The organism is Sporosarcina soli (assembly GCF_042655805.1).
Taxonomy (GTDB): Bacteria; Bacillota; Bacilli; order Bacillales_A; family Planococcaceae; genus Sporosarcina; species Sporosarcina soli.
In genome coordinates this window covers 74,042-99,969 of the sequence record NZ_JBHSNO010000007.1, presented here as the reverse complement: position 1 = coordinate 99,969, position 25,928 = coordinate 74,042, and the positions used below count along the sequence as shown (strand labels likewise).

General features: G+C 43.6%; 22 protein-coding genes and 1 riboswitch. Of the genes, 6 read left to right on the top strand and 16 right to left on the bottom strand.

Annotated elements, in window-relative coordinates; all coding sequences use genetic code 11:
* Positions 1 to 28 precede the first annotated feature (28 nt).
* From ACFPRA_RS14150 to ACFPRA_RS14140, 3 genes are all read right to left on the bottom strand, one after another.
* Positions 29 to 1,543, bottom strand: coding sequence for an acetyl-CoA hydrolase/transferase family protein (locus ACFPRA_RS14150; protein ID WP_381435869.1), 1,515 nt, complete (start codon positions 1,541 to 1,543; stop codon positions 29 to 31).
* Positions 1,544 to 1,671: 128 nt separating this feature from the next.
* A complete protein-coding gene (locus ACFPRA_RS14145; RefSeq protein ID WP_381435867.1) occupies positions 1,672 to 2,316 on the bottom strand; it encodes a LytTR family DNA-binding domain-containing protein in 645 nt (214 codons plus the stop codon).
* A gap of 97 nt (positions 2,317 to 2,413) precedes the next feature.
* Complete coding sequence (locus tag ACFPRA_RS14140; RefSeq protein WP_381435864.1) at positions 2,414 to 3,670, bottom strand: MFS transporter; 1,257 nt, start codon at positions 3,668 to 3,670, stop codon at positions 2,414 to 2,416.
* A 258-nt stretch (positions 3,671 to 3,928) separates the two neighbouring features.
* Positions 3,929 to 4,119: riboswitch (cobalamin riboswitch) on the top strand.
* Between the two features lie 744 nt (positions 4,120 to 4,863).
* Between ACFPRA_RS14140 and ACFPRA_RS14135 the strand changes: the two genes are divergently transcribed.
* Positions 4,864 to 5,091 carry a hypothetical protein gene (locus ACFPRA_RS14135; RefSeq protein ID WP_381435861.1) on the top strand — a complete coding sequence of 76 codons (228 nt, stop codon included), beginning with the start codon at positions 4,864 to 4,866 and terminating at the stop codon, positions 5,089 to 5,091.
* A 54-nt stretch (positions 5,092 to 5,145) separates the two neighbouring features.
* Here ACFPRA_RS14135 and ACFPRA_RS14130 read toward each other — a convergent pair whose 3' ends face one another.
* Complete coding sequence (locus ACFPRA_RS14130) at positions 5,146 to 5,322, bottom strand: hypothetical protein (RefSeq protein WP_381435858.1); 177 nt, start codon at positions 5,320 to 5,322, stop codon at positions 5,146 to 5,148.
* 121 nt (positions 5,323 to 5,443) lie between these two features.
* On the opposite strand from ACFPRA_RS14130, the gene ACFPRA_RS14125 reads away from it, so the two are divergent.
* Both ACFPRA_RS14125 and ACFPRA_RS14120 read left to right on the top strand, forming a co-directional pair.
* The gene (locus ACFPRA_RS14125) at positions 5,444 to 7,369 is read left to right on the top strand and encodes a GTP-binding protein (protein WP_381435855.1); all 1,926 of its coding nucleotides are present in this window, start codon (positions 5,444 to 5,446) and stop codon (positions 7,367 to 7,369) included.
* 332 nt (positions 7,370 to 7,701) lie between these two features.
* Positions 7,702 to 10,143: a sensor domain-containing protein gene (locus tag ACFPRA_RS14120; protein ID WP_381435853.1), complete on the top strand. Its 2,442-nt coding sequence runs from the start codon at positions 7,702 to 7,704 to the stop codon at positions 10,141 to 10,143.
* Between the two features lie 378 nt (positions 10,144 to 10,521).
* Here ACFPRA_RS14120 and ACFPRA_RS14115 read toward each other — a convergent pair whose 3' ends face one another.
* From ACFPRA_RS14115 to ACFPRA_RS14090, 6 genes are all read right to left on the bottom strand, one after another.
* Positions 10,522 to 11,142 carry a class I SAM-dependent methyltransferase gene (locus ACFPRA_RS14115; RefSeq protein ID WP_381435850.1) on the bottom strand — a complete coding sequence of 207 codons (621 nt, stop codon included), beginning with the start codon at positions 11,140 to 11,142 and terminating at the stop codon, positions 10,522 to 10,524.
* A 392-nt stretch (positions 11,143 to 11,534) separates the two neighbouring features.
* Positions 11,535 to 12,809, bottom strand: coding sequence for a cation:dicarboxylate symporter family transporter (locus ACFPRA_RS14110; protein ID WP_381435848.1), 1,275 nt, complete (start codon positions 12,807 to 12,809; stop codon positions 11,535 to 11,537).
* Positions 12,810 to 12,965: 156 nt separating this feature from the next.
* Entirely contained in the window at positions 12,966 to 13,856 is an 891-nt protein-coding gene (locus tag ACFPRA_RS14105) for a response regulator (RefSeq protein WP_381436441.1), read from the bottom strand.
* An 11-nt stretch (positions 13,857 to 13,867) separates the two neighbouring features.
* Positions 13,868 to 15,130, bottom strand: coding sequence for a sensor histidine kinase (locus ACFPRA_RS14100; RefSeq protein ID WP_381435845.1), 1,263 nt, complete (start codon positions 15,128 to 15,130; stop codon positions 13,868 to 13,870).
* A gap of 10 nt (positions 15,131 to 15,140) precedes the next feature.
* Positions 15,141 to 15,506, bottom strand: coding sequence for a DUF488 domain-containing protein (locus tag ACFPRA_RS14095; protein ID WP_381435843.1), 366 nt, complete (start codon positions 15,504 to 15,506; stop codon positions 15,141 to 15,143).
* A 54-nt stretch (positions 15,507 to 15,560) separates the two neighbouring features.
* On the bottom strand, positions 15,561 to 16,448 hold the full coding sequence (locus tag ACFPRA_RS14090; RefSeq protein WP_381435840.1) for a LysR family transcriptional regulator: 888 nt from the start codon (positions 16,446 to 16,448) through the stop codon (positions 15,561 to 15,563).
* Between the two features lie 131 nt (positions 16,449 to 16,579).
* Here ACFPRA_RS14090 and ACFPRA_RS14085 point away from each other — a divergent pair, with 131 nt between their 5' ends.
* Positions 16,580 to 17,770, top strand: a complete 1,191-nt coding sequence (locus ACFPRA_RS14085) for a coenzyme F420-0:L-glutamate ligase (protein WP_381435838.1) — start codon at positions 16,580 to 16,582, stop codon at positions 17,768 to 17,770.
* A gap of 197 nt (positions 17,771 to 17,967) precedes the next feature.
* Here ACFPRA_RS14085 and ACFPRA_RS14080 read toward each other — a convergent pair whose 3' ends face one another.
* The 3 genes from ACFPRA_RS14080 to ACFPRA_RS14070 all read right to left on the bottom strand — a co-directional run bounded on the left by ACFPRA_RS14080 (position 17,968) and on the right by ACFPRA_RS14070 (position 19,414).
* Positions 17,968 to 18,309 carry a zinc ribbon domain-containing protein YjdM gene (locus ACFPRA_RS14080; protein WP_381435835.1) on the bottom strand — a complete coding sequence of 114 codons (342 nt, stop codon included), beginning with the start codon at positions 18,307 to 18,309 and terminating at the stop codon, positions 17,968 to 17,970.
* 265 nt (positions 18,310 to 18,574) lie between these two features.
* Entirely contained in the window at positions 18,575 to 18,895 is a 321-nt protein-coding gene (locus ACFPRA_RS14075; RefSeq protein WP_381435833.1) for a DUF4183 domain-containing protein, read from the bottom strand.
* Between the two features lie 78 nt (positions 18,896 to 18,973).
* Complete coding sequence (locus ACFPRA_RS14070; RefSeq protein WP_381435830.1) at positions 18,974 to 19,414, bottom strand: DUF4183 domain-containing protein; 441 nt, start codon at positions 19,412 to 19,414, stop codon at positions 18,974 to 18,976.
* 144 nt (positions 19,415 to 19,558) lie between these two features.
* Between ACFPRA_RS14070 and pgeF the strand changes: the two genes are divergently transcribed.
* A complete protein-coding gene (gene pgeF / locus ACFPRA_RS14065; protein WP_381435828.1) occupies positions 19,559 to 20,323 on the top strand; it encodes a peptidoglycan editing factor PgeF in 765 nt (254 codons plus the stop codon).
* Positions 20,324 to 20,385: 62 nt separating this feature from the next.
* On the opposite strand, the gene ACFPRA_RS14060 is transcribed toward pgeF, so the two are convergent.
* The 3 genes from ACFPRA_RS14060 to bioD all read right to left on the bottom strand — a co-directional run bounded on the left by ACFPRA_RS14060 (position 20,386) and on the right by bioD (position 25,140).
* Positions 20,386 to 22,743: a polyprenyl synthetase family protein gene (locus tag ACFPRA_RS14060; protein ID WP_381435825.1), complete on the bottom strand. Its 2,358-nt coding sequence runs from the start codon at positions 22,741 to 22,743 to the stop codon at positions 20,386 to 20,388.
* 320 nt (positions 22,744 to 23,063) lie between these two features.
* Entirely contained in the window at positions 23,064 to 24,470 is a 1,407-nt protein-coding gene (gene bioA / locus ACFPRA_RS14055) for an adenosylmethionine--8-amino-7-oxononanoate transaminase (protein WP_381436438.1), read from the bottom strand.
* Positions 24,406 to 25,140 carry a dethiobiotin synthase gene (bioD, locus tag ACFPRA_RS14050; RefSeq protein ID WP_381435822.1) on the bottom strand — a complete coding sequence of 245 codons (735 nt, stop codon included), beginning with the start codon at positions 25,138 to 25,140 and terminating at the stop codon, positions 24,406 to 24,408. The genes bioA and bioD overlap by 65 nt, the downstream gene beginning before the upstream one ends.
* Positions 25,141 to 25,234: 94 nt before the next feature.
* Here bioD and ACFPRA_RS14045 point away from each other — a divergent pair, with 94 nt between their 5' ends.
* Positions 25,235 to 25,813, top strand: a complete 579-nt coding sequence (locus ACFPRA_RS14045) for a biotin transporter BioY (RefSeq protein ID WP_381435820.1) — start codon at positions 25,235 to 25,237, stop codon at positions 25,811 to 25,813.
* Positions 25,814 to 25,928: the final 115 nt, after the last annotated feature.

The window sequence follows — 25,928 nt, the reverse complement described above, 5'->3', positions numbered from 1 at the left end:
CTATGCCGTTTCAGCTCTTCTCATTCTTTTACACGAACTTTGCAACCCGGTCGCGCATGGTGCCATGTTGCATTAAATTGGTGTGCCATGAAAAAGCTTTTTCCAGCACATGAGGTGTCTGCCCACCTCTTTCAAGTGCTTCTCTATAATAGTCACGCAGTTGTTCACGATACATTGGATGTGCGCAGTTTTCGATAATGAGGCCGACGCGCTCCCGTGGCGCCAATCCGCGTAAATCCGCATACCCTTGCTCCGTGACGATGACATCGACGTCATGTTCCGTATGATCCACGTGGGAGACGAATGGAACGATACTCGAAATATCGCCGCCTTTTGCGATCGACTTCGTAACGAAAATGGCTAAACGTGCGTTGCGGGCAAAATCTCCTGAGCCGCCAATGCCATTCATCATTTTTGTCCCGGTCACATGCGTTGAATTGACATTGCCGTAAATGTCCAGCTCAAGGGCTGTATTGATGGAGATCAAACCGAGACGGCGGATGATTTCCGGATGATTCGAGATTTCCTGTGGACGCATAATGAGTTTATCCCGGTATTGTTCAAATTGATTGAACACGCGATCCATTTTCTCTTCCGATAAGGTAATGGATGCACAAGATGCGTAACGGACCTTCCCTGCGTCGATCAAATCGAAGACCGCATCCTGCAATACTTCCGAATATACTTCCAAGTCTTCAAACTCCGAGTTTACCATGCCGTGAAGCACTGCATTTGCAACGGAACCGATACCGGATTGCAAAGGTGCAAGGCGTTCTGTCAAACGTCCCGCCTGAATTTCCGTACGTAAAAACGCTAATAGATGCTGTGCCATAGTCTCTGTTTCATGATCGGGTTCTTCAATGGTAGAGGGGGAATCCAATTGATGTGTAAAGACGATCCCTTTCACCTTTTCTACATCGACTGGAATACCAATTGTACCGATACGATCATCCACTTTCGTAAGCAGAATCGGTCCGCGCTCCCCTTGTTTGCCCGGATCATACAAGTCGTGAAGCCCTTCTAGTTGCGACGGTTGCGCCGTATTGATCTCGATGATGATGGACTTCGCATGTTGGGCAAACGTCAAGGAATTTCCAACAGATGTCGTGGGAATGACCATTCCGTCTTCCGTAATGGAGACCGCTTCCAAAATGGCAAAGTCGATCGGCTCGATGACTTCTGCACGAATCAGCTCCGCTGTATGTGATAAATGATGATCGACAAATAAATGATCCCCGTTATTGATTTTCGAACGCATCGTACGATCTGCTTGGAAAGGCAGCCGCTTATGTACGATATCCGCTTCCGCAAACAGGCGATCAATATCCGACCCGAGGGATGCTCCTGTAAAAACGTTCACTTTGAAACGTTCTGTTTCCGCTCTTTTCACCAAGGCCAATGGCACCGCTTTCGCATCACCTGCCCGTGTAAACCCGCTCAATCCCAATGTCATACCATCTTCAATCCATGATGCAGCCTCTTCAGGGGAAACAACGACATCACGCAATTGATGGTTTTTAATACGATCCAGTTGATTTGTCATCTATTTCACGCCCCTTTTTCATAACCTTAAGATAACTATAACTGAAGCGCTTACATAGAAGGGGATTTAAGGATTGGTCAAGAAAAAACTCGATAAAGCAGGGATTTTAGCGAATAAAACAGCAATTTTCAGAATCCCAATAATTTACGGAAATAACTTGAATACGATTGGCTCACGGGTATTCGGGAACCGTCATTCATCTCCAATACAAAAGTAGAATGCGTGTCCGGATAGATTTCTTGAATATGATGGACATTGACGATAAAAGATCGATGACAACGAATAAATGCATCACGAGGCAACAAATATTCGAACTCTTGCAAAGTGTTTTTGTGCGTACCCGAGACATTATCTGTCACGACATACGTTTTACGTTCTTTCACTTCAATATAATGTACATCAGAAAAAGGAATCGGTTTCCAACCATCTTGCGTCCTCACAGTCACAACCGATTTGCCATCCGTATAGGCGGGATAGATGGCCGTCACACACCCGTCCACCTGTCCGTCACTGTAAAACGGGACAGCCATTCCATGATAAGGGATACCGAAAACATCCCGGTTGATAAATTCCGATACTTTCTGCCGATCCTTAATCGCCTTATGCGCAATCGTTCCTTCTTTCACCGCATCACCCGGTCTGATCTTCAAGTCCACGCGCTTACTCGGGCGATAATAGAGATACGTTTCTTTATTCGATACAGCAATTGAGATTTCATCTGAAAACAATTCGCCCATAACATCCAACAGGGCATCGAGACTTAACATCGCCATCCGAATTCTCCTTTACCAAACGTTTATTACCATCATTATACTACAATGAAACGGGAGCCCAAAACGAGCAAAAGAAGATCCCGTATTAGCTGGATCTTCAACTTATTTTCGCATCTGGTTCCGGCACTTTGGCAAGAAAAGCAATACCGATGATAAACAGGATAATGAGACTGAATACGCCGTATGCGGAGTTTCCCGTTAAATGGGCAGTCACCCCTAATAGCAAAGGACCCATGACCGATGCAAACTTCCCGAAAATATTATAAAAACCGAAAAACTCATTCGCTTTTTCCTTCGGTACAAGTCTCGCAAAATAAGAACGGCTAAGCGCCTGAATACCGCCTTGCGACGTTGCTACCAGCATCGCCAACACCCAAAAGTCCGTCGTCGTTTCCATGAAAAATGCATAAATACAGACGATCATATAGACAAAAATACCGACGTATAACATCTTTTTTCCTGTGAACTTCTGCGCCAGTTTCCCATAGAGGATCGCAAACGGCGCCGCCACGACTTGGGTGACGAACAAGATGATGAGAAGATTGGTTGGACTAATCCCTAAATCCGTCCCATACGCTGTTGACATCGAAATGATCGTCCCAACGCCATCAATATAGAAGAAGTAAGCAATTAGAAATATAAACACAGTCCGGTATTTGCGAATTTCCCGAAAGGTTCCACCAAGCCGTCTAAAGCTGCCTGCCAACAGTTTCGGTTCACGCTTGACACCATGAAGCTGATGCACATTTTTCAGCATCGGAACCGTGAACGAAAACCACCAAACCGCTGTAATTACAAACGCAAGTTTACTAGCCGTCGATGTCGCAAGCGGGATCAGCCCTTTTCCAGCCAATAAAATGATGGCGATACTGATAATGAATGGTATCGTACTCCCGATATACCCGAGCCCAAAACCGCGGGCAGAAATATGATTCATCCGCTCCTCAGGCGTTACATCAACAAGAAATGCATCGTAAAATATATTCGCCCCATGGAAACCAACAGCCGTAATCGTATAAGTAATTAATAAAGCCAACCAATTATCACCTGGAACGAACGCTAAGGACAGTGTCGCAAGTGAACCCAATAAGAAAAAGAATAAGAAAAACTTCTTTTTCAATCCTTCATAATCCGCAATCGTCCCTAAAATAGGTCCGATCATCGCCAAGATGAATGTCGCAATGGCGACCGTATACCCTAAATACGCTGTTGAGTTCGACAGACTGACACCTGCTTCTGTCGCAACCGCTTTGTAGTACAGCGGGAAAACGGCAGTCGTAATGATAATGGAATAAGCCGAATTCGCCCAGTCATAGAACATCCAGCTATTTTCCGCCCTGCTGTACTTCTTCATCCCTTCACCCTCCATTCTATTTATACAGTATATAGGAAGACGAGCTTTAGTCATGTTAAGATTCCATTTACTTTTCTACCAAATTGCTTATTTCATACACATACCTTTCTCCATTTCTTTTCTAGCAAACAAAGCCGTTCCCCTCTATTTGCATCGAAAAATGTTCCGCCCGATCCGGTTATTCTTCTACTTTCGTTTCAATTTTCAGAGCCACCTTGTTTTTGTGCACTTCTCCTATGCTATAGTAAGAAGACAACTGAATAACGTGTAGAGATAGGTGCTTTTTTCGTTTGGTAAAAAGCTTAAAAGGGAAGTTCGGTGAGAATCCGACGCTGTCCCGCAACTGTAAATGGGAGCAATCTTTTCAAGTCCACTGTTCCATTCGAATGGGAAGGGAAAAGAACGCGATGAACATAAGCCAGGAGACCTGCCTGTTTCAGTACACACCAATACCCTACGCGGATAGGAGGTGTTAAGTGCGGCTATGATCGAGCAATTCCTTGCAACAGCCGCTGTACGAAAAAACGTAATCAGAAGAAAACACTGGAGGAATTATGCCCTCTTCTTTCATGATGGCATTTTTAGTGTTTCGCTTCTATTACTGTTCTTTTCGTCACGGCGATCGACCATATTCATCCATGCATTTTAGCATCTTCCTTGCATTATTAAGGAGGATGCTTTTTTAACTTGATTCAGCAAATTTTTTTGTACTGAAAGCGAAGCGTCAGCTACAGAAGTCCCCCACTTCCATAAGTGGCGGGATGAATGTCAGAAGGCATTTCAATCAGAGGGAGGCCAAACTCCCTGCTGATTAGAAGAACTCAGGCTAAGATCGCCACGTCCTGAATGAACGTGCCTTAATTTCTGCAAAAAACGCAGAAATACGGCAAATCAAACCCTCCGCTGTTTGATTGGCAACGCCTGAGTGACCAACATCCTGTTGGCCCAAGCCTCCGGCGGATGTCACGGATTTTGAAAGGAGTTAATGAAGGCAAGCTAAATGCGCGACGTCCTAAAAGGAAAGTGCCTTAATTTCTGCAAAGATCACAGAAATACGGCAAATCGAATCCTTCGCTGTTCGATTCGCAACGCTTGCATGACCCACATCGTATGGGCCTCAAGCTCGATTCAAAATCTGGACGCAATTACGCCGAGGCGTAATTGATTTTTACGAACAGAAAGGAATGTTTCACATGGAACATGGGACAAAGGAATACTATTTAGATGCGTTTAAGCACGTTATGATGATGAAGCTCGTTACTACTGAAGCTCAATCACTTGCTTCTACGCATGCCTTATATGTAGAGCAGATTCGCAATTCCACTACAATGACTGATGAACAAAAAGAGCATTATAAAAACAACTTACAGCAAGCCTATGAGCAAGTGCTTTTTGAGACGATCGGCGGCTCTGGAAATTGAACACAAAAAATCTACAAGTGATGGACACATCACTTGTAGACCTTCTCTGTTTCCTCACAACTCCTGATAATCGCGTTGATACTTCCCGCCGTCTTTGACGTCTGAATGGTATAGTGCCTTCAATGCAAAACTTTTTTCCAAGTCATGTTCTTTCATGATCTGTTTCAGCTTTTTCATCAGTTCCGCGTCGTTTTTCACAAGTTGTTCCATCTTCGGTTTCGAGTATTGCATACTCCATCGCCTCCCTTCATACCCTATCTGTCTTTCCAGTATAACACCGATTCACCATCAACCATTCCTTTCAGATTTGATATACTAATCGGTACAACAAGATTGGAATTGAGGTGACATCATGTATAAGACTATTGGTATTCTTGCGCATGTGGACGCAGGGAAAACGACTTTTTCAGAGCAACTGCTTTATCATACAAACAGCATCCGGCTACGAGGACGCGTCGATCACAAAGACACGTTTCTCGATCATCATGCCATCGAAAAACAGAGGGGCATCACTGTCTTTGCAGAGCAAGCGATGATTTCCTATAACGGTTCTACCTATATCCTTATCGATACACCGGGTCACGTCGACTTTTCCCCGGAGATGGAAAGGGCCATCCAAGTGATGGACTATGCTGTCCTGATCATCAGTGCCGTTGACGGAGTGGAAGGGCATACAGAAACCGTCTGGCAATTGCTGCGCAAACACCAAGTCCCGACCTTTTTCTTTATCAATAAAACCGATCGGGAAGGCACGGATATCGATAGCATCCTCTCCGAAATGCGTGACCATTTATCGGCTGACATTGTTGACTATACGTCCTCTTTTACTGAAGAAGTCATTGAATTTATTGCAGAACGGGATGAAGAACTTCTTGAAGCCTATATGGAATCCGGCTTTGAGCAAGAGCTTTGGCTACGCACCTTGAAAACGATGATTCACGACAACAAAGTTTTTGCCTGTGCCAGTGGTTCCGCGCTGAAAGACATTGGTATCATGGACTTTTTTGAAATGCTAGATCAATTGACGGAGACCACTTATGACGACACGGGCGAGTTTGCTGCACGGGTATACAAAATCCGGCATGACGATAAGGGCAATCGAATTACATTTTTAAAAGCTCTCAGTGGCACGCTACGTGTACGGGATGAAGTGTTTTACGGAAAATTGGCCGAGAAAATTACACAGATTCGAATCTACAGTGGCGATAAGTACAAAGCTACGGAACAGGTTCATGCGGGGGAACTGTTTGCGGTAACCGGCCTATCCGAAGCGTCCATAGGAGATGGCATCGGGGCCCTTCAAGAACAAGCTACCTTTAACCTGATTCCCACATTGAAATCGAAAGTCGTCTTTGATCCTTCGCTCCATGTCAAAGATGTGTTAAGTTGCTTCAGGCATTTGGATGCGGAAGACCCCTCTTTACGCGTTTATTGGGATGAACACTTTCAGGAAATTCATGTCCATGTCATGGGCGTCATCCAACTCGAAGTGTTGCAAGAGGTCGTGAAAGAACGTTTTCAAATGGACGTGGCCTTTGAGGATCCTAAAATTCTCTATAAGGAGACAATCGGAACTCCCGTGATCGGCTACGGTCATTTTGAACCGCTCAAACATTACGCGGAAGTCCATTTGAAAATGGAGCCGGGCGAACGGGATAGTGGCATCACATTTGAAAATGCTTGCCATGCGAATGATCTCTCTATTGGCCATCAAAATTTAGTTCGCACACATCTATTTGAACGTGATCACCATGGTTTATTGACCGGCTCGGCACTTACCGATGTGAAAATCACCTTGCTGACAGGACGGGGACATAACGAACATACAGCGGGCGGTGACTTCCGCGAAGCGACATATCGTGCCTTACGACAAGGGTTGGAACAAGCGGAGAATATCCTGCTTGAACCGTATTACGATTTTAAAATCAAAGTCGCGACCGAACAGATTGGCCGTGTCCTGTCCGATATCCAGCAGGCAGCCGGTAGCTTCGGACCTCCTGAAACGGTTGGAGATACTGTCATTGTAAGTGGCAAGGTGCCCGTTTCCACCTTTATGAACTACAGTACGACATTTGCCTCCTTCACCCATGGAAAAGGAGCCCTCAGTCTCCTCTTCGGCGGATACGATCGTTGCCATAACAAGGAGCAAATCATCGAGGCAATCGGTTACGACAAAGACGCGGACCCTGAATACACATCGACATCCATCTTCTGTGCCAAAGGGAAAGGCTATACCGTCCCTTGGCATGAGGCTGAACAAGCCATGCATTGCTTATGAATATTTTTTAGAGAACAAGAAAACCACCTTGCAATCCTACTAGTGAATTAAGCTATGTTCCAAGTTGAACATAGCTTTTTCCCATTCTCCCCTTAAAAAGGCTAATCATATAAATAAACTTCTTTTTGGCCTTGAAACTTTCCACAAGTGAAAATATCAAGTATAATTAGTATGAATGGCATAAACAAATTAACTCAAATAATCATTTTTACCTATATATTATTGTTTAATTACACGCTTATCTAAATCTAACCATTAATACCTTTGACCCATTAGTCAATTCGATTGTTCTATAATATAAAGCTTATTTGTAAGAAAGGACTTGTTCAATTGTGTTGACCGACCTTAAAAATATTTCACCAATTGCCGTTTTGCTGGAGGAGCATTTCTGTCTGTCCATCACCGATTGTAATGGCATCATCACATATGTCAATCAACCCTTTTGCGAGCTGTCCCAATATAGTGAAGAAGAGTTAATCGGGCAGCATTACGGAATGTTGAACCCGGAATACACCGCCGAAAGCTTTGTGAAAGAAATGCAACAAGAACTTGCCGAAAACAGAGTGTGGCAACAGCAAATTAAAAGCTTTGCAAAAGACGGCTCTCCGTACTGGATCCAAGCAACCATTCTCCCTACCTATGACGAAGACGGGACAATCACACAGTTTGTCTCGCTTGATATCGATATTACTTCAAAAGTTCAAACGACCAAAAAATATGAAAAGACACTGGAAACGCTGCGGAATATAGAAAATGCACTTGATCAATCCTCTGTTGTCGCCATCACGGACCAGAGAGGAATCATTACATATGTAAACGAAAAGTTTTGTGAGCTGTCCCAATATTCGGCTGATGAGCTGATTGGCCAGTCACACCAAATCGTCAATTCCGGGTTTCATCCAAGATCATTTTTCAAAGACATGTGGAAAACGATTGGAAATGGTGGTATTTGGCAAGGGGATATTAAAAATCGGGCAAAAGACGGCTCGGAATATTGGGTAAACACAACGATCGTCCCCTTCCTCAATAAAAAAGGGAAACCTTATCAATACATCTCTATCCGAACCGATAGCACCGCCCGGAAAGAAGCCGAAAAATCCCTTGAAATCGCCCTTAAAAATGATTTCCGTCAGACGGTGAAGAACTTACAAAATATTATATTCACCTATACGGAAGATATCGATGGAAACCTCATGTTTACATTAATTGAGGGAAAAACGGCTGAAAAGATCGGAATCACTGAAGATTTAGGAACTCTTAAACAACTCCAGCATGCTTTTGAAAAGGATGAGTTTAAAAAGTTAGAAAGGTACTGCAGACGAAGTATGCTTGGGGAAGAAGTGCAATTTGAGCTCAAACATTCAGCCAACACCTACCTTCTATACTTATCCCCGATTTTTGACGATGAGACTGTTGTAGAAGTTGTAGGGACAGCAACCGACATTACACAGCGAAAAGAAGCGGAAGAGCTTGTGAAACATATGGCTTACTACGACTATTTGACTGGATTACCGAATCGACGTCTTTTTCAAATGAAAACCAATGAAGCCATTGAACAAGCACAAAACAATGACGAATCTTTCGCCTTGCTATTCATCGATCTGGATCGGTTTAAAAACGTCAATGATACGATGGGACATGCAGTTGGTGATGAATTATTGAAAGTGGTAGGCCAAAGATTGAAAATCTGTCTTCGGGAAGAAGATATCGTTGCCCGACTTGGCGGCGATGAGTTTGTCATTCTATTAGCCTCGAAACCGCTTGCCGAAATTGAAGCAATCGCGACACATATTATTGAAGAGATATCCCGCTCTTTCCATTTTAAAAATCTGGATGTTTTCGTTACACCAAGTATCGGGATCAGCATCTTCCCCGACGATGGTCAGGATTACGACACGTTAATGACGAAAGCAGATACGGCCATGTATTTGGCGAAAGAAAATGGAAATCGGACATTTCAATTTTTCACACAAGAGATCAACCATAGCTTAGTCGAAAAAAAGACGTTGGAGACAGAGCTCCGAAAAGCCCTTCTGTCCAATCAATTTGTGCTCCATTACCAACCGCAAATTGATATGGCGACAGGACATATTACTGGACTGGAAGCGCTGATCCGTTGGGTCCATCCGACAAAAGGGATGATTCCCCCTGCGCAATTCATTCCGCTAGCGGAAGAGTCTGGGCTCATCATCCCACTTGGTCAATGGGTACTCGAAACGGCTTGCACCCAAGCAAAAAAATGGCTTGATGACGGCCTTCCGCCTATCCAGATCAGTGTCAATGTCTCACCTTATCAATTCAAACAGACCGCGTTTGTATCGATGGTGACAGAAACATTGGTGCAATCCGGTTTACCTGCACATCATCTAAACTTGGAAATTACCGAAAGCATGACATTTGATACCCAACATTGCCAGACGATTCTTCAACAATTGCGCGAGATCGGCATCAATGTCAGTATCGATGATTTCGGAACCGGCTACTCTTCACTGAGCTATTTAAGCAAATTGCCGCTCACACATGTCAAAATCGACGGAGCATTTATCCAAGGATTGGACAAAAGAAATGGAGCGATCGTCAAAACCATTATTACCCTTGCCAAAAACCTGGACTTGAATGTCATTGCAGAAGGCGTCGAAACAGAAGAACAGGCCCGCTTCCTGCAAAGCCTCCACTGCGATGAAGCACAAGGCTATTTGTATTCCAAGCCACTGAATCAAGAACAAACGGAAGAGCTGCTTCAACAAGCCAACAATCAGTTCAGTCGTATTTAATCAGGCTGGGGGATTCCTAATTTACAGCAGATACTCCAAAAAAAGAGTGTAGACAAAGTAACAAAAATAACTTTGTCTACACTCTGAGGCGTCCTCGATCCAAAGGACGCCTTTTTGCTTATAAAGTGAAACTTCAATCAGTGGGGGTTTTTCCCATCCCCCACTGATTGAGGGGAACACAAGCTAAAAGCGTCACGTCCTGTGACAACGCTTGTGTGACCAACATCGTGTTGGCCCGAACCAATCGGGCTTTTATCTTCCTTTAACGGATGTTCAAACTACCTGCTGAAGGAAGGTAACTTAAGTTCGCGGCGTCCTGTAAGTGCCTTAATTTCCCACCTATCCTGATCGTTTTACTTAAGTCTTGAGGCGAGAGTCTCACTGCCCGTTAATGCGGGATAAACGGAACACTAAAAAAATCTCATTGTTATTCTCTTCATAAGAGCCAGGTACTGTCACCCCTTTTATCAGTTCAAAAGGGGTATGCATGTCTAAGAACTCGATATACTCGCTCGTTGGATAATACAAAATAAGATCAACCGAGCGCGGATGCTGTTCAACGGATTGCAAAATGGACTGGATGACCTTTGTGAAAATCTGCAGGGAAAACGGATTAAAGAAATAAAATCGATTATCTCCTGCTTCCACCTTATATTGCTCCGCTAAACAATGTTCAAAACGGATAGTCCCGTTCTTTCTTTTGGCTTTGCGCAAATAACTGACTTGGTTTTCAAGCGCTTCCTGATACAATTGTCCACTCATTTCAATACCGGTGACGGATACTTGGAAACGATCGTGCAAGTAAAACGCCAAGCGCCCTTTCCCACAGCCGAAATCGACTACACCATCCGTTCTTTTTAATTCGTATTCCGTAAAAAAGACATTCAACGCTTCATAAGGCGTCGCTTCGTATCGATTATAATGGGATGACTGATGTTGCCATTCCCTCATCCCAGTCGTTTGGATACGCAAATGTCGATCATAGTCTCTTTCTTCCACCAAGATCCCTCCCCGCCCCTAGTATAGCTTTTCTTGTGCCAAAATCAATCACGCCTCGGCGTGATTGCGTCCAGATTTTGAATTGCGAATCGAACAACGAAGGGTTCGATTTGCCTTAATTTCTGCGATCTTTGCAGAAATTAAGGCACTTTCCTTTCAGGACGTCGCGCACTTAGACTGCCCTCCATTATTCGTTCAGCGGGCGTTTGAACACCCGCTGAACAGGAAGTCAAAACGCATTCATCTCGCCACCTATGGAGGTGGGAGTCTTCTGTAGCTGACGCTTCGCTTTCAGTACAAAAACATTTGCTGAATGAAGATAAAAAAAACAGGCAGTTCCAGCACCCATTACGGTTTGCCAAACTGCCTGTTTTACTATTCGAATGACGGATTTACGCCATTTTTTCAACTGATTCCAAAGGTTTCTTTCCTGTTTCTGTACGGAAACGGCCTTCCCATTTTGACATGACAACTGTCGCCAATGCGTTACCAAGTACGTTGACAACTGTACGACCCATATCAAGAAGTCGGTCGACACCAGCGATGAATGCAAGTCCTTCAAGTGGAATACCGACAGTACCCAATGTCGCCAATAGAACGACGAAGGAAACGCCCGGTACACCTGCAATACCGTTAGATGTAATCATCAGTACCAATACAAGTGTCACTTGCTCCATGATGCTCAAGTCAATTCCGTACATTTGCGCGATGAAAATCGCCGCAAGTGCCTGATACAATGTGGAACCGTCCAAGTTAAAGGAATAGCCCGTTGGAACAACGAAAGCCACAATATCTTTCGGAGAACCGAATTTCTCCATCTTTTCCATCAACTTCGGTAGAACCGATTCCGAGCTCGATGTCGAATAAGCCAAAATCAATTCTTCCTTCAATTCCTTAATGATAGCAAAAATACTTGAACCAACCATCTTTGCGATTCCACCAAGTACAACAACAACGAAGAAAATCATTGTCGCATACACAAGAATCATCAATTTACCAAGTGGTATTAAAGAAGATAGACCAAATTTTGAAACGGTTACACCGATGAGACCGAAAACGCCGATCGGTGCAAACTTCATGATGAAGTTCGTTACCCAGAACATCGCATCCGCCGTGCCTTGGAAAAACGCAAGGACCGGTTTTCCTCTTTCACCGACCGCTGCAACACCTAACCCGAATACAACCGAGAAGAAGATGACGGCAAGCATATCTGCATTCGCCATCGATTGGATGACGTTGCTCGGTACAATACCAACAAGAACATCCATGAACGTTTCGTTTGACTTACTTTCAGCCGTCCCAACATACGAATTGATATCTGTTTTCGTAAGTTGCGACATATCAACACCTTCACCTGGCTTGAAAATGTTCGCCGCGGATAACCCGACAATGATGGCAACGAGGGAAACGATTTGGAAGTAAATCATCGTCTTACCGCCAAGTTTACCTAATTGCTTTAGATCTCCCGTACCTGCTACACCCACAATTAGTGAGGATACAATAATCGGTACAACGATCATTTTAATCATGTTCAAGAAGATCGTGCCGAGCGGTTGTAAATACGTTTCTATATGAGGATTTCCGTAAAATATTGCTCCGACAATGATCCCTAAAATTAATCCGACGAGAATCTGATACGCCAAAGGAATTCTAAATTTCTTTTTCATCGATAAGCTCCCTTCTTTATGACTATTGAAAGCGTTTGCTCAAAATACGAATTTGCTTGTAATCAATAGTCTAAGGAGAACCTATCGAATCCGACAGAAACCGACATACTGAAAATAAAATAATTTTTTTCGTGGAAGATTTGAAATAGTACTAACTTACGCCTTATTATAGTTTTCCTTCGTTTCAAGATAAAGCACCTGCAAAAACTTTTTACTATTCACTTTCACTCTGATCGGCAGCTCGGAATTTTCTTCCATCTGTTTCATACGGCTCCGGATTTCTTGAAAATCAAAATAACGAGGGGCATAATATTCAAACTCCGGGTTCGTGTAGTCAATGACCCCTAACGCAGCCAAGTTATTAATCGCCGTCAAGATCAAACGGCGAATCCGCTGTTCAATCGCCTTACTTTCCTTCAGAACTTCCGTCTCCGCTTCTTTCGTTTGACGCGCGACCGCTTCATATAGTTCCTTCAATGAAGGTAATTGTTCGACGTTGTTTGTGCGATGGACCAAAAGCTCCATCATCGTTAGAACGTCGTCACTCCCCGCCTCACCGGCAATGCCCATCGCATTCAAGATCGGCAAGACAATCTCCTTCACACTGCGCTTCCGTTGCGTCGTTTCCACAGATTCAAAGTGGGCCAAAGATTGCCGGATCGCCATGATGGAGTCTTTCAAACGATATTGCTCCGCCACTTTTTTCAAAATGCTACGTACCTCAATTCGATTGATCGGCTTATGGATGAAAAACTCGATGCCTTTTTCATACGCTTCGCCCACCATCTCTTTATTGACGACTTGGGAAATCATGATGAACTGCCCTTCAAACCCTTGAAGCCTTAATTGTTCAATCGTCTCAATCCCATCCAGCTCAGGCATCAATAAATCGATCAACACAACATCAGGATTCGTTGAAGCGATACGCTGAAGCGATTGCACACCGCTTTCTGCCTCCCCGATCACGATTCCGAGATTCCCTTCCGTTATAATTTTCTCCAACATTTTACGACTCGCAGCATCATCGTCTACTATAAAATAACGCAGATTCCTTCAACTCACTTCCGAATATTGTTCGTCGGGATTTGGATAATGAACAACGTCCCCGTAGGCAAGACTTTAATGTCTACTTGACCTTCTAACTGGGAAACGATTTCTTGAACATGCGAAAGGCCGATGCCCGTTGCCGCCACTCCCGCATGATTAAATTTAGTCGTATAGCCCGGTTCAAAAATGAGGGCCCGGTCTTCTTCCGGAATCCCTTCTCCTGTATCTTCAACCTCAAAATAGAGCATGTTCGATTTTTCAAATACGTTGAACGAAATGCTTCCCTTCTTCGGAATGGCTTCAACCGCATTTGCAGTAATATTGTTCAACAAGGCAAGCAAGGGAATTTGTTGGTCCGTTTCAAATTGCTGGGACAAGGAAAGTTGAAAGTGTATATTTTTCTCTAACAGTTCACTGTATTTCTTATTGGCGGAGATCACCAATTCCAACACATCCGACAAATAAAATATATCGTTTCTTTTCGGATTTGTCAGTTTAGATAACCCCGAGTAAATTCGCTGGGAATCCTTTTTCACTTCATGAATCTCCTGTGCAATGAGCAATGCTTGTGTACTCAGTTCTCGCAAATTTTCCTTTTTCAACTTTCGGTAAAGATCGTGACTTGATGCGGTGATTTGTTCAATATGATTCATCGACTTTTGCAAATACAGCGTCTCCGCATACAATTCAGAGCCGATTCCAAGCAATTCCTGCATTTGTTTTTTTTGTTCCGAAACTGTTATCGTACTGTATAATCCAACAACAAAGTAGGAACGTAATATGGCTACCCCGCTCACCAATGCCCAGTCCCGAAGTCCCGCATTTTCTGAATGGGAAATCAAAGAGCGTAACAAGTACTCTGAACCATTGCCGATAAACTCAAACAACGCGGCCCATGCACCCAAAAGAAGCGGATACGTCTTAACCTTTTCCACCTGTATACATTTCAATCCTAACGCAAAGAAAAAATAGAATAAAAATGCAGGAAAATGATTATTAAATGACTCAAAAAATTGCCCCTCAAAGAGCAATAGATCTTCAATTAACCGAATACTAACGACCGTTATGCCTGTAACAAATCCCGTTAAGATCAAAGATGCCGGAGGACGTACTAAAATGAGCAGAAAGAATGTGATACTTCCGAGCCCGAAACGAAACGCATCCCCGTTAAACGGCACGACTTTGATCTCACTGGCAATGGCAGTCAACAAAGCCGTTAAGATGAGAGTGACACCGTCTACTCTATAAAAATTTCCATTCATATGTTTTTCCATCGGATTCACCTCACAGTCGCTCTGTTAACCATTCCTGTAGCACAACGGCTTGGTTATGCTGTTCGTCCTTAGCTCCATAGACGAGTGTCACAACCTTTCCGCCCGTTCGAATCATTGCTTGTAAACGTTCGAACTGTTCGATTTTCTCTGGATCCACCTGTAATTCCTGTTTATATTTCTTTGTAAACTCTTCAAATTTATCTGGATCATGATTGAACCACTTACGCAAATCATTTGATGGTGCAATCTCTTTCATCCAACGATCAATTTTTAATGTTTCTTTTGACACACCCCTTGGCCAGAGTCGGTCGACAAGAACCCGAAATCCGTCATCGCTTGAAGCATCTTCGTAAGCACGCTTAATACGGATAGACATACCGTCCACTCCCCCCTGCACTTTATCGTATCAAATGATGGAGTCGTCTCGCATCTATAATCCCCCTTCAATCAGTTCCACGAATTTTGTGGATGCCGGTGAAAGAGGGACGGTTTTTAAATAACAGACACCTATGCTTCTCGATGGGATTTTTTCAAGGGTCACCACTTCCCGCAACAATCCATTCGTTAAAAAGTGCTGGGAAAATTCCTTTGTAACACAGGCGACGCCTAAGTTGATTTTAGCAAAATCCAACAGTAACTCATGTGAACCCAATTCAAATTCAGGTGCAATCTGAATCCCTTTCGATTGAAGATAGTCCTCGACATATCTCCTAGAATTCGAATTGGATTCCAAAAAGATCAGCGGCAGCTTCACTAACTCTTGAAAGCTGATCGGTTTGGCCAATATCTTTTTAAAACGCTCGCCATAAACGAAAATGTCCTGGATTTCAAAACAAGGTCTCAATTCTAATGTCGGATCATCGATGGGCAAATTACAAATGGCAATATCGACCCCACCCGATTTCAAAATGGTGCACAGTTCTGATGTCGTCCCATTGGCAATCGTAAATTTGATATTCGGATAACGCGTGTGAAAAGCCTCCAGATAGGGTAGTAAAAAATAGCGGGATATCGTATCCCCTACACCGATTTTCAATTCGCCCACCGTTAAATTTTTAAATTCCGAAATTTTTTCTTCCCCGACACCTATTAAATTCATGGCGGAATTCACATACTCATACAACAGGCTTCCTTCATCAGTCAGCGATACGCCTTTCGGTGTCCGGATAAACAGGCGTGTATCCAATTCCTTTTCCAATTGCATGATGGATTGACTCACTGCTGGCTGTGTTAAAAACAGCTCCTTTGCCGCCTTAGAAAAGCTTTCATTTTTTGCAACCGTACAAAAGACATGATATAAATCCAATTTACTTACCATATAACCACCCCTTATACCCGGCATTCGAACTATTAATTTTACTTATACCATGACAACGTTGTATAGTACAAGAAGATACTTCCGGATACTAGGTAAGAACCTGGTACCCGAGACAATAAGGAGCGATTAGATTGGAAAGAGTTGTGGGTACCGTCGTAAGAGGACTTCGCTGTCCTATCATCAACGAAGGCGATAATATTGAACAAATCGTTTTGGATAGTGTACTAAAAGCTTCAGAGGTAGAAGGCTTTACGATAAATGATCGAGATATTGTCACGTTAACCGAGTCGATCGTCGCCCGTGCTCAAGGCAATTATGCAACCATCGACCATATTGCAAAAGATATCAATTCCAAATTCGGTGACGATACAATCGGTGTCATCTTCCCGATTTTGAGCCGGAACCGCTTTGCCAACTGTCTTCGTGGCATCGCAAAAGGCGCGAAGAAAATTGTCATCATGTTGAGCTATCCATCCGATGAAGTCGGCAACCACTTGATCAGCTTGGATTTACTGGACGAAAAAGGCATCAATCCTTGGACGGACGTATTGACGGAAGAAGAATTCCGCCAACACTTCGGTTACCAAAAACATACATTTACAGGCGTAGACTACATTGATTATTACAAATCGTTAGTGGAAGAGTTCGGTGTGGAATGTGAATTTGTCTTCTCCCAAAAACCGAAAACCATTTTAAAATATACCAAAAATGTGTTAACTTGCGACATTCACACACGTTTCCGAACAAAACGCATTTTGGAAGAGAACGGTGCTGAAAAAGTCTATACATTGGATGATGTGTTATCCGAATCGATCGACGGAAGCGGCTATAACGAGGAATATGGCCTTCTCGGCTCCAACAAGTCGACAGAAGACGGCGTCAAGCTTTTCCCACGCAACTGCCAGCCAATCGTCGATAATATCCAACAATTGTTGAAAGAAAAGACCGGCAAAAACGTGGAAGTCATGGTCTATGGCGACGGCGCATTCAAAGACCCTGTCGGGAAGATTTGGGAACTTGCAGACCCTGTCGTATCCCCAGCTTATACAGCTGGCCTCGACGGTACACCGAACGAAGTGAAGTTAAAGTACCTAGCCGACAATAACTTTGCTGATCTACGAGGCGAAGAACTGCAACAAGCCATCTCCCAATTCATCAACGAAAAAGAGGATGACCTTGTCGGTTCAATGGAGGCCCAAGGAACGACTCCTCGGAAACTGACAGACCTGATCGGTTCTCTTTCTGATTTAACATCAGGAAGCGGAGACAAAGGTACACCGATCGTCTACATCCAAGGTTATTTCGATAACTACTCAAAATAATCGTCAAAAAGCAATGCCCGCTTACGCTGGCATTGCTTTTTTGTATTCAAGTCCCAGTAATCAACGTACTCACAATAAATATCGGCGCCAATCACACGGATATCGGTGTTTAACGACAAGTTATCAGCGCTTGCGAACGAATTATCGGCGCTAATCAGTAACTTATCATCGAATCAGGTCTTTAGACCCTCAAATAATCATGCCTTTTTAACAAACTCCGATTTCAGTTTCATTGCCCCAAAACCGTCAATTTTACAATCAATATCGTGATCCCCGTCCACTAGACGAATCCCTTTCACCTTGGTCCCCACTTTAACGACTGAAGAACTTCCTTTCACTTTCAAGTCTTTAATGACTGTGACTGTATCCCCATCGTTCAATACATTGCCGTTCGCATCTTTCACCACTTTAACCTCTTCTACAGCTTCCGTTTCAGACTCCAATGTCCACTCATACGCACACTCAGGGCAAACAAGCAGATTCCCATCCTCATACGTATATTCCGAATTACATTTCGGGCAATTTGGCAAATTCGACATGCTTTTTTTCCTCCACTCGTAATGATCATTTCATAGTAAAATTAAGGCTCCATATCCGTCTCTATACTAGCATGTCCTGCCCGAATGATAAACACTATCCCTATGACAAAAACCCTTCATGCATGCTTGAAGGGTTTTGACATCCACATTAATCCTGGTAAGTATTGAAGTAGTATCAATCGGGGGGAAGCGATAGAAAAAGCTTCATTACACTTATGGAATGTACTGGGGATTTTTCAATTCAACAAGGCGGTCAACGGATTTACTAAACGACTGTCACTAATTCTACGGCTTCTAAAATGAGCGGAGTACCAGCCGAGAGCGTGCCGTCAACACCGTTAAAGGTCAATTCAGTTTCTGAAACTGTATACGCATCACCTTCTTGTAATACGCCGTTAATATAAAGATTATAGTAACCGTTCGCGATGACCGGAAAAGCTGTCGCTGCTACTCCAGTGTCATCCAAAAACGCTGTTGCAGCAACTGTTGTCCCATCCGTGATCACCAATGGGGCTCCCAAGACATTAAAAAATCTCGCGGAGGTACCCGAAACATTTACATTAATATTAATAAGCGAAAGTGCCATTTGCCTCACCTCCTTTCAGTTATCATCACAGTAGATGCCAAATGATCGTCAAATGACAGGGCCGTCCACCCTTTGATTTCAAAAGTTTGTTGTCATCGTGAAGCCCAATGATTCAACAATTATAGGTGTCCCCGCGCGAATGACGCCATTCGCTGGATTAATCGTTAAGGCATTTGAATTCACTTGGTAAAATCCTCCTTCTTGGATAACCCCATTAATGTATAGATTGACGTAACCATTTGGACTAAAAATCGTAAATTCATCTACTTCGTTTTCATTGTCATCATAAAAGAGAGTAGATGGGATTTTTGCCCCACTCTCCAGATCAATTGAAGTTTGTGGAATATAAAAATAGCGATTTACAATTGGCACAATCGTCATATCAGGCGTGGGAGCGGGAGGAAGGGGATTAGGAGTAGGTTTAGGGGAAACCATAATGTAAGGCCCGTATCTAATTTGACTTTCACAACTTTTCAGTTTAGCAATCTTTATTCTTTTACATTGGGGATTGTTACTCATGTATATCACCTCCATAACCATATGGTATGCGAAAGCTTTGTTTATGGATTAGCCTGGTATCTCTACCTAATTGTTATTATTTTTCTAAATACACCTGCCTATACATCGATCGCACACTGTTATATAGTAAAATGAGGTGATGTTATGAATACAAAGATATATGTAAACAATCCAAAGTTCATTGCAGGAATGACGATGAAAGACGAAGCCGAACTAGAAAGCAATAATATGGCGCTTCACGTTTGTAGCACTCCTGACGATATAGTGGAAAACCGGAAAAAACTAGCGGCTTCTTTACAGTGTGGACTCGATCGCTTCATTTGTGCTCAACAAACCCATAGCGACCATTTCCACAAAGTGACGCTTGCGGATAAAGGGCGGGGCGCTTCACGACTGGAGACGGCCATTGCGGATACGGATGCCCTGTACACATATGAGCCAGATTTGGTCCTCTGCAGCTTCACCGCTGATTGCGTCCCCGTCATTTTTTACAACGAAGTAAACGGTCTCGTCGGCGTCATCCATTCTGGCTGGCAAGGGACCGTCAAAGAAATTACACGAAAACTTTTTGAGCATTTGCTCCACGTGGAACAATGTGATCCCGGCGATTTTCATGTGCAGCTCGGTGCCGCACTAAGTCAGGAAAAATTCGAAGTCGATGAAGACGTCTACTTGAAATTCAAAGCGCTCGGCTATGCGGATGATTTCATGTGTTACAAACCCAAAACCGAGAAATACCATATCGATAACCAGCTGACCGTCAAAAAACAATGCGAATTGGCGGGCATCCCATCCGAACAAATTACGATTGACACGACCTGTACCTTTAAAAGTGCAGACGGCTTCTCCTATCGGGAAGACAAGCAGAGCGGTAGGCATTTGAGCTTTATTATGCGAAAAGGTATCTGATCCTATTTTAGGACCAGATACCTTTTTTCAGTTTCCGTGCTATGATGCTCCAAAACAAACTCTTAATGATCTCGATTCACAATATAATCCAGCAGATGTTTCAAGAAGTTCGTATTAGGCTGCAACTCTTGCAGTACCTCCATTGCAATACAGTAATGTTCCCACATCGCTTTCTTGGCACCGTCAATGCCAAGGATGGACACAAAAGTTGAATTGTTATTTTCAAGATCTTTTCCAATCGGCTTTCCGAGTAATGTTCGATCTCCTTCAACATCGAGCAAATCATCTTTAATCTGAAAAGCAATGCCGGTATGATAGGCAAATTTTTTCAGGGCTTTCATTTCTGATTCCTGTCTACCCGCTAGAATGGCAGGCATGACAAGGGCAGCTTCGAATGCAATTCCCGTTTTGTAAAAGCACATCGTATTCAATTGTTCCACTGTCAGTTGTTTTCCTTTGGAGTCCAAGTCCATCAGCTGACCCTGACACATTTCCGCTGTCTTGCCGGCCGAGTAGCGAACTAATTGAAGCACAGTTTTCGCATCAAACTGTTCAAGAGATGCTTGTTCCTCAACCGCCTTCTGTGTCAGATAGAGACCCGTTAATTCTGCTGTGGCTGTATTATATAGCTGATGTAAAGTTGTACGCCCCCTACGAATGGGTGCATTGTCTTGGGATGGTAGATCGTCGAAGATTAGAGACGCCGTATGCATATATTCCAATGATTTCAGAAGCGGCACGATTGCTGACTGATCTAATCCATATTCGTTGACGCTCATCATCCAAGTCATGATCGGTCGGAGTCGCTTTCCATCGCCTTCCAGGCTATAATTTGCAGCATCATTTATGGAAGATATAGCATTGATTTTAGGGATGTGTAAGACATCATTGATCTGTTTGCGTACAGTTTCGATTGTATCTAAAAATTCTTCTCGTTCTTTCTGTTTATCTTTCAAATTAGAGACGATATGATCGCGAAGCAGTTTATCGAAGAAGTCTACATCATCCGATTTTCGGACCATCTGTTGGATGAGTCGATCGAACTGCGAATTTCCGGAAGCAAATAGCTCCATTACTTCGTTATATCTTTCTTTTCCTACCCGTTTTTTAAATCGTTTCAGACCGTTTATCGCACGATCTAAAATCACCTCGCATGTTTTAGCATCCGAGTGGTAGACGTTATGCACCAAATTGGAAATGACCGTCCAATATAACTCAAAAGGATTGATAAGATCGCGGCGCTTATCATGGTATTTCATATAATACGTATAGGGTGTCACCGTACCAGCCTTCAGATCTTCAAACATATCCGCAAAATCATCGGCCAGCTGGTTGTAAATCCCATAAAAAAATGCTCGGTTATCAAATTCCTCATCCTCTGGAGCGCTGAGGACTGTGCGGACAATCAATCGTGAAGAAGCGGATTTCAAAATGATGGGGATATACAGCTCTTCATTAGTGTAATTTGCGTTCGATAGATCCTTTATACGGTCCACTTCCTGAGATTGAAAAAACACATAGGTTTGCTCGAAGAATTTTTCGTTTGTTTCTTGTTGCAGATGGTTTTTAATAGTAGAAAAGGCGTCACGAAGTTCCGAATGAATAAATTGAATCAGCTCTTTGTTACGTCCAGCCCATGCTGCTAATTCCGGCACAGATCCTGTCACAAGGGTTGTACGTATCAAATCGGTGTATTGTTTTTTCTCTTCTGCGGATAATACTTTCGAATCCAGCAGATCATCGATAAAGGGATAGGTCAAACCGTAGGAATAGCCAAGCCTTATCGCTGCATCCAACTTCCGAGTCCGCTCCTCAGGCGATGTTTCATCATCCAGCTCTTCAATCTGATGCATAATGACCCCGGCAATGATTTTAATCAACTTTCGCTTGGCTTCCTCAGCATCCATCCCAACTGGAATATTGGAGGAAACCGTCTTCAGTTTGTCGACCAACCAGATCATGGTCGTTTCAACGCCGTCCTTCTGAGCCATGCGATACAACCCGCCCATGCTGAACATCTCCGATTTTCCTTCAGCGGAATCGAGCAGTTGTGTTTTTAACTTGTCAACTACATCCTGGATCCTGTTGTGTGTCTTCGGTGAATTCAGTTCTTTTCCTAGATCCCGCATAAAAATATAGGAGATGCTGCGATCCAAGTAATTATCTAATTTACCTGTGTAATCCAGCCATTGGATATAATTGTAATACCCCCGGGAATCAGGCTTTCCCTTCTCAAGCGAAAAAATGGATAAGAACGGATGGCGAATATGATTCTGTTTCCAGGTTTGTATATCTTTCGTAACGGTAGTAACGTAGGTCTTGTTCCTAAGCTGTTCAGAAAGCGATTTAAAATAATCGGCTGCCTTCTTCTCAGCCAGCCGATAATAGGCATCGGCATTCTTTAGTAAAACCTCATTCATCCTACACCTACTTTACATTCTCTTATAGAGATCTAAAATTTGGTACCCAAGCATTAGAGACAAGTACTTTATTTTACACTTTCCAATAATGTATTCCAAAAATAACATTTTTATCGCTAAAAAGCTAAATATCAAGTTGCTTGCATTCATTTTGAGATTAGAGGAAAAGCAAAAAAGACTTGCCTCAGTGATTACTGAGGCAAGCCCTTCTAGTTAAAAGGTAGATGTAATGCCGAGAGACTGTGCATTCTCACCACTTGCAAATTAATCTGGAAGCAATTACGCCGAGGCGTGATTGCTTCCAAATAGGAATGATCGATTCAATTGGTCGTTGCGCCGTATTGAAAAGTGGTGGCCCAGACGATGCCCTCTTTCAAGATGCGAACCATTTCTCCCAATTGCTCCTCCGTCGCAGCTAACGGGGGCATGAATACGATGACGTCACCAAGCGGTCGCGTCAACATACCAAGTTCCCGCATTTTCAATGTCGAGCGGTAGCCGACTCGCCATTTGAACGGGAATGGCACTTTCGTTTTTTGGTCCTGCACCAATTCGATCCCGCAGATGAGCCCGCATTGCCGGATATCACCAACATGATCCAACTCTCCTAGATCATGCAATAATTCGGAAAGCAACTTCGCCTTGTCACTCGCTTGCTCCACCAATCTCTCCCGCTCAAAGATATCCAAATTCGCAAGCGCGGCTGCACAACCGAGCTGGTTACCCGTGTAAGAATGCCCATGGAAAAACGTTTTCATTTCTTCATATTCTCCATAAAATGCGTCGTATACTTGTTCAGTCGCTAGCGTGGCTGCCACAGGCAAATACCCGCCGGTCAAGCCTTTCGCTACCGTCATCAAATCTGGACGGACGCCCTCATGCTCGACAGCAAACATTTTCCCTGTACGCCCGAAGCCTGTTGCCACCTCATCCGCGATTAGTAAAATATCGAACTCGCGGCAGAGAGATTCGACCCCTTTCAAATACCCTCGCGGCATCGTATTCATACCGCCAGCGCCTTGGATGAGCGGTTCTAAGGTCAGCCCTGCAATCTCACTATGCCGCTTCTCAAATAATTCCCGGAGCGATTGCAAACTCTCATTACAAACCGTCTGCGCATCACCCGATGGATGGCGATAGACGGCAGGGAATGGCACAACGAGCGCGTCAAACAACAATGATGTATACACTTTATGATACAAGTCGATGGATCCGACACTCATCGTCCCGACTGTATCACCATGATACCCATTGCTCAACGTCACAAATTTCGTTTTTTCTGATCGACCTTTATTTTGCCAGTATTGATAAGCCATCTTCACCGCGATTTCCACCGCTGTCGCACCACTGTCCGAGTAAAATACCCGAGTCAACCCTTCAGGCGCGATATTGATTAAACGCTCCGCAAGCAAGACGGACGGCACATTGGCTGCACCAAGTAAAGTCGAATGGGCAATCGATTCCAGTTGCTTCCGTATCGCCTCATCAATTTCCGCCTTGCGATGACCATGCACATTTAACCAAAGAGATGAGTTGCCGTCCAAATATTCTTTCCCGTATATATCCTTCACAACGACCCCTTCACCACTTTCAATGATCAGCGGGTCCCGCTCATAATCGGACATTTGTGTAAATGGTAGCCACATATACTTCTTACTCTTCTCAAGCAATTGTTGCGGATTCAATTTCCATCGCCCTCCTGATCGTTTCAAAATCCCAATCTCCATAGCATCGTTCTCTCTTTTCCACATTGGCTAACGTCTCCCGTATATCTTCGCAATATGGCACGGAGCCGATAATCGGCACATTCGTAAGCTTGCGGATCATTTCCCGATTGTCTGCTACGATTGCTTCCTCTTCGTTATGTATCGAATTTAAAATAACTCCCGCAATCGGAATCTGTCTTTTGCTCAGCGCCTCAATCGTCAAAACGGTATGATTGATCGTCCCTACACCAGCCTTTGCCACCACGATGGCAGGAACACGTAGCGTCTCCATCCAATCGATCACACAATAACCTTCTGTCGTCAGTGGAACAAACAAACCACCTGCTCCTTCCATAATGACCGTGCCATAAGCTTCTTCCAACTCTTTCAATTTCCTATCTATCCATGAAAAATCGATTTGTACCCCTTCCAGTTCGGCCGCCAGATGAGGAGAACATGCCTTTTTCAGTAAATAAAGATTCGCATCTTTGAACCGGTCATGATTGTTAACCAATCGGTAAATCTCCGGATCAGGTGCTACCCATCCACCTTCCTTCTTTACCGCTCCCGATTGGATTGGTTTGAAAGGAAAACAGGAATGCTCATGCTTGGCCAAAAAGCTGGCCAATAATGTTGTTACGATTGTTTTTCCGACATCCGTATCGGTCCCTGTTACAAATAAAATCCCCATTGCAAAACCTCCTTAATAATATGTGTTAACTTATTTTTAATTTATGTTAACATATATTTTATACCTGTACAATGACCATTTGGGAGGGGATCATATGAAGATGAATGCAAAGGATCTTGTCATTTGTGCATTATTTGCTGCTTTGATGGGGGTGGGTGCTAATGTATCTCCGTTATTGACAATTGGCGGGGTACCGATCACATTGCAGTTATTGTTTGCTATTGTGGCGGGCGGTTTGATTGGAAGTCGATTGGGAGCTTTTTCGATGGTTGCCTATTTATTCATCGGCTTGGCTGGAGCACCGATTTTTGCTCAATTTAAAGGAGGTCCTGGGAGTATTTTCAGTCCGACATTCGGCTATGTCATTTCCTTTATCTTTGTTGCCTATATCGTCGGGAAGTTTTTCGAAAGGGGAAGATTGAATTGGTTCACTTATGTCGGAGCTGGTACATTGGCCATCATCGTGAACTATGTGATTGGAACGAATTATATGTACTTGGCTTTTAACTATTGGGTGGAGGCACCGGAAGGATTCAGCTATCTCATGGCTTGGTCATGGATGGGCGCGTATTTGCCTTTGGACATCGCCGTAACGATCTTGTCGCTAAACTTGATTCCACGTTTACAAAAAGCACTGAAAAGGCAACCGATTGCAAAGCAGTCAACGGTCTAAAAACATCTTTTCCGGCTTGCGTGAAATCTATTTATCATTGAGGAAAAAGGGCTTCAAGCAGATGCAAGATATGATCGATAATCCTACATCTGCTTGTTATGCCGTCTCGGCCTGG

Coding starts and splice junctions, on each gene's coding strand:
- ACFPRA_RS14045 (WP_381435820.1), top strand. CDS start 25,235: ATGAAGATGAATGCAAAGGATCTTGTCATTTGTGCATTATTTGCTGCT.
- ACFPRA_RS14095 (WP_381435843.1), bottom strand. CDS start 15,506: ATGTCTATCCGTATTAAGCGTGCTTACGAAGATGCTTCAAGCGATGAC.
- ACFPRA_RS14080 (WP_381435835.1), bottom strand. CDS start 18,309: ATGTCGAATTTGCCAAATTGCCCGAAATGTAATTCGGAATATACGTAT.
- ACFPRA_RS14060 (WP_381435825.1), bottom strand. CDS start 22,743: ATGAATGAGGTTTTACTAAAGAATGCCGATGCCTATTATCGGCTGGCT.
- bioA (WP_381436438.1), bottom strand. CDS start 24,470: ATGGAGATTGGGATTTTGAAACGATCAGGAGGGCGATGGAAATTGAAT.
- pgeF (WP_381435828.1), top strand. CDS start 19,559: ATGAATACAAAGATATATGTAAACAATCCAAAGTTCATTGCAGGAATG.
- ACFPRA_RS14075 (WP_381435833.1), bottom strand. CDS start 18,895: ATGGCACTTTCGCTTATTAATATTAATGTAAATGTTTCGGGTACCTCC.
- ACFPRA_RS14140 (WP_381435864.1), bottom strand. CDS start 3,670: ATGAAGAAGTACAGCAGGGCGGAAAATAGCTGGATGTTCTATGACTGG.
- ACFPRA_RS14110 (WP_381435848.1), bottom strand. CDS start 12,809: ATGAAAAAGAAATTTAGAATTCCTTTGGCGTATCAGATTCTCGTCGGA.
- ACFPRA_RS14150 (WP_381435869.1), bottom strand. CDS start 1,543: ATGACAAATCAACTGGATCGTATTAAAAACCATCAATTGCGTGATGTC.
- ACFPRA_RS14090 (WP_381435840.1), bottom strand. CDS start 16,448: ATGGTAAGTAAATTGGATTTATATCATGTCTTTTGTACGGTTGCAAAA.
- ACFPRA_RS14125 (WP_381435855.1), top strand. CDS start 5,444: ATGTATAAGACTATTGGTATTCTTGCGCATGTGGACGCAGGGAAAACG.
- ACFPRA_RS14130 (WP_381435858.1), bottom strand. CDS start 5,322: ATGCAATACTCGAAACCGAAGATGGAACAACTTGTGAAAAACGACGCG.
- ACFPRA_RS14070 (WP_381435830.1), bottom strand. CDS start 19,414: ATGAGTAACAATCCCCAATGTAAAAGAATAAAGATTGCTAAACTGAAA.
- ACFPRA_RS14145 (WP_381435867.1), bottom strand. CDS start 2,316: ATGGCGATGTTAAGTCTCGATGCCCTGTTGGATGTTATGGGCGAATTG.
- bioD (WP_381435822.1), bottom strand. CDS start 25,140: ATGGGGATTTTATTTGTAACAGGGACCGATACGGATGTCGGAAAAACA.
- ACFPRA_RS14135 (WP_381435861.1), top strand. CDS start 4,864: ATGGAACATGGGACAAAGGAATACTATTTAGATGCGTTTAAGCACGTT.
- ACFPRA_RS14100 (WP_381435845.1), bottom strand. CDS start 15,130: ATGGAAAAACATATGAATGGAAATTTTTATAGAGTAGACGGTGTCACT.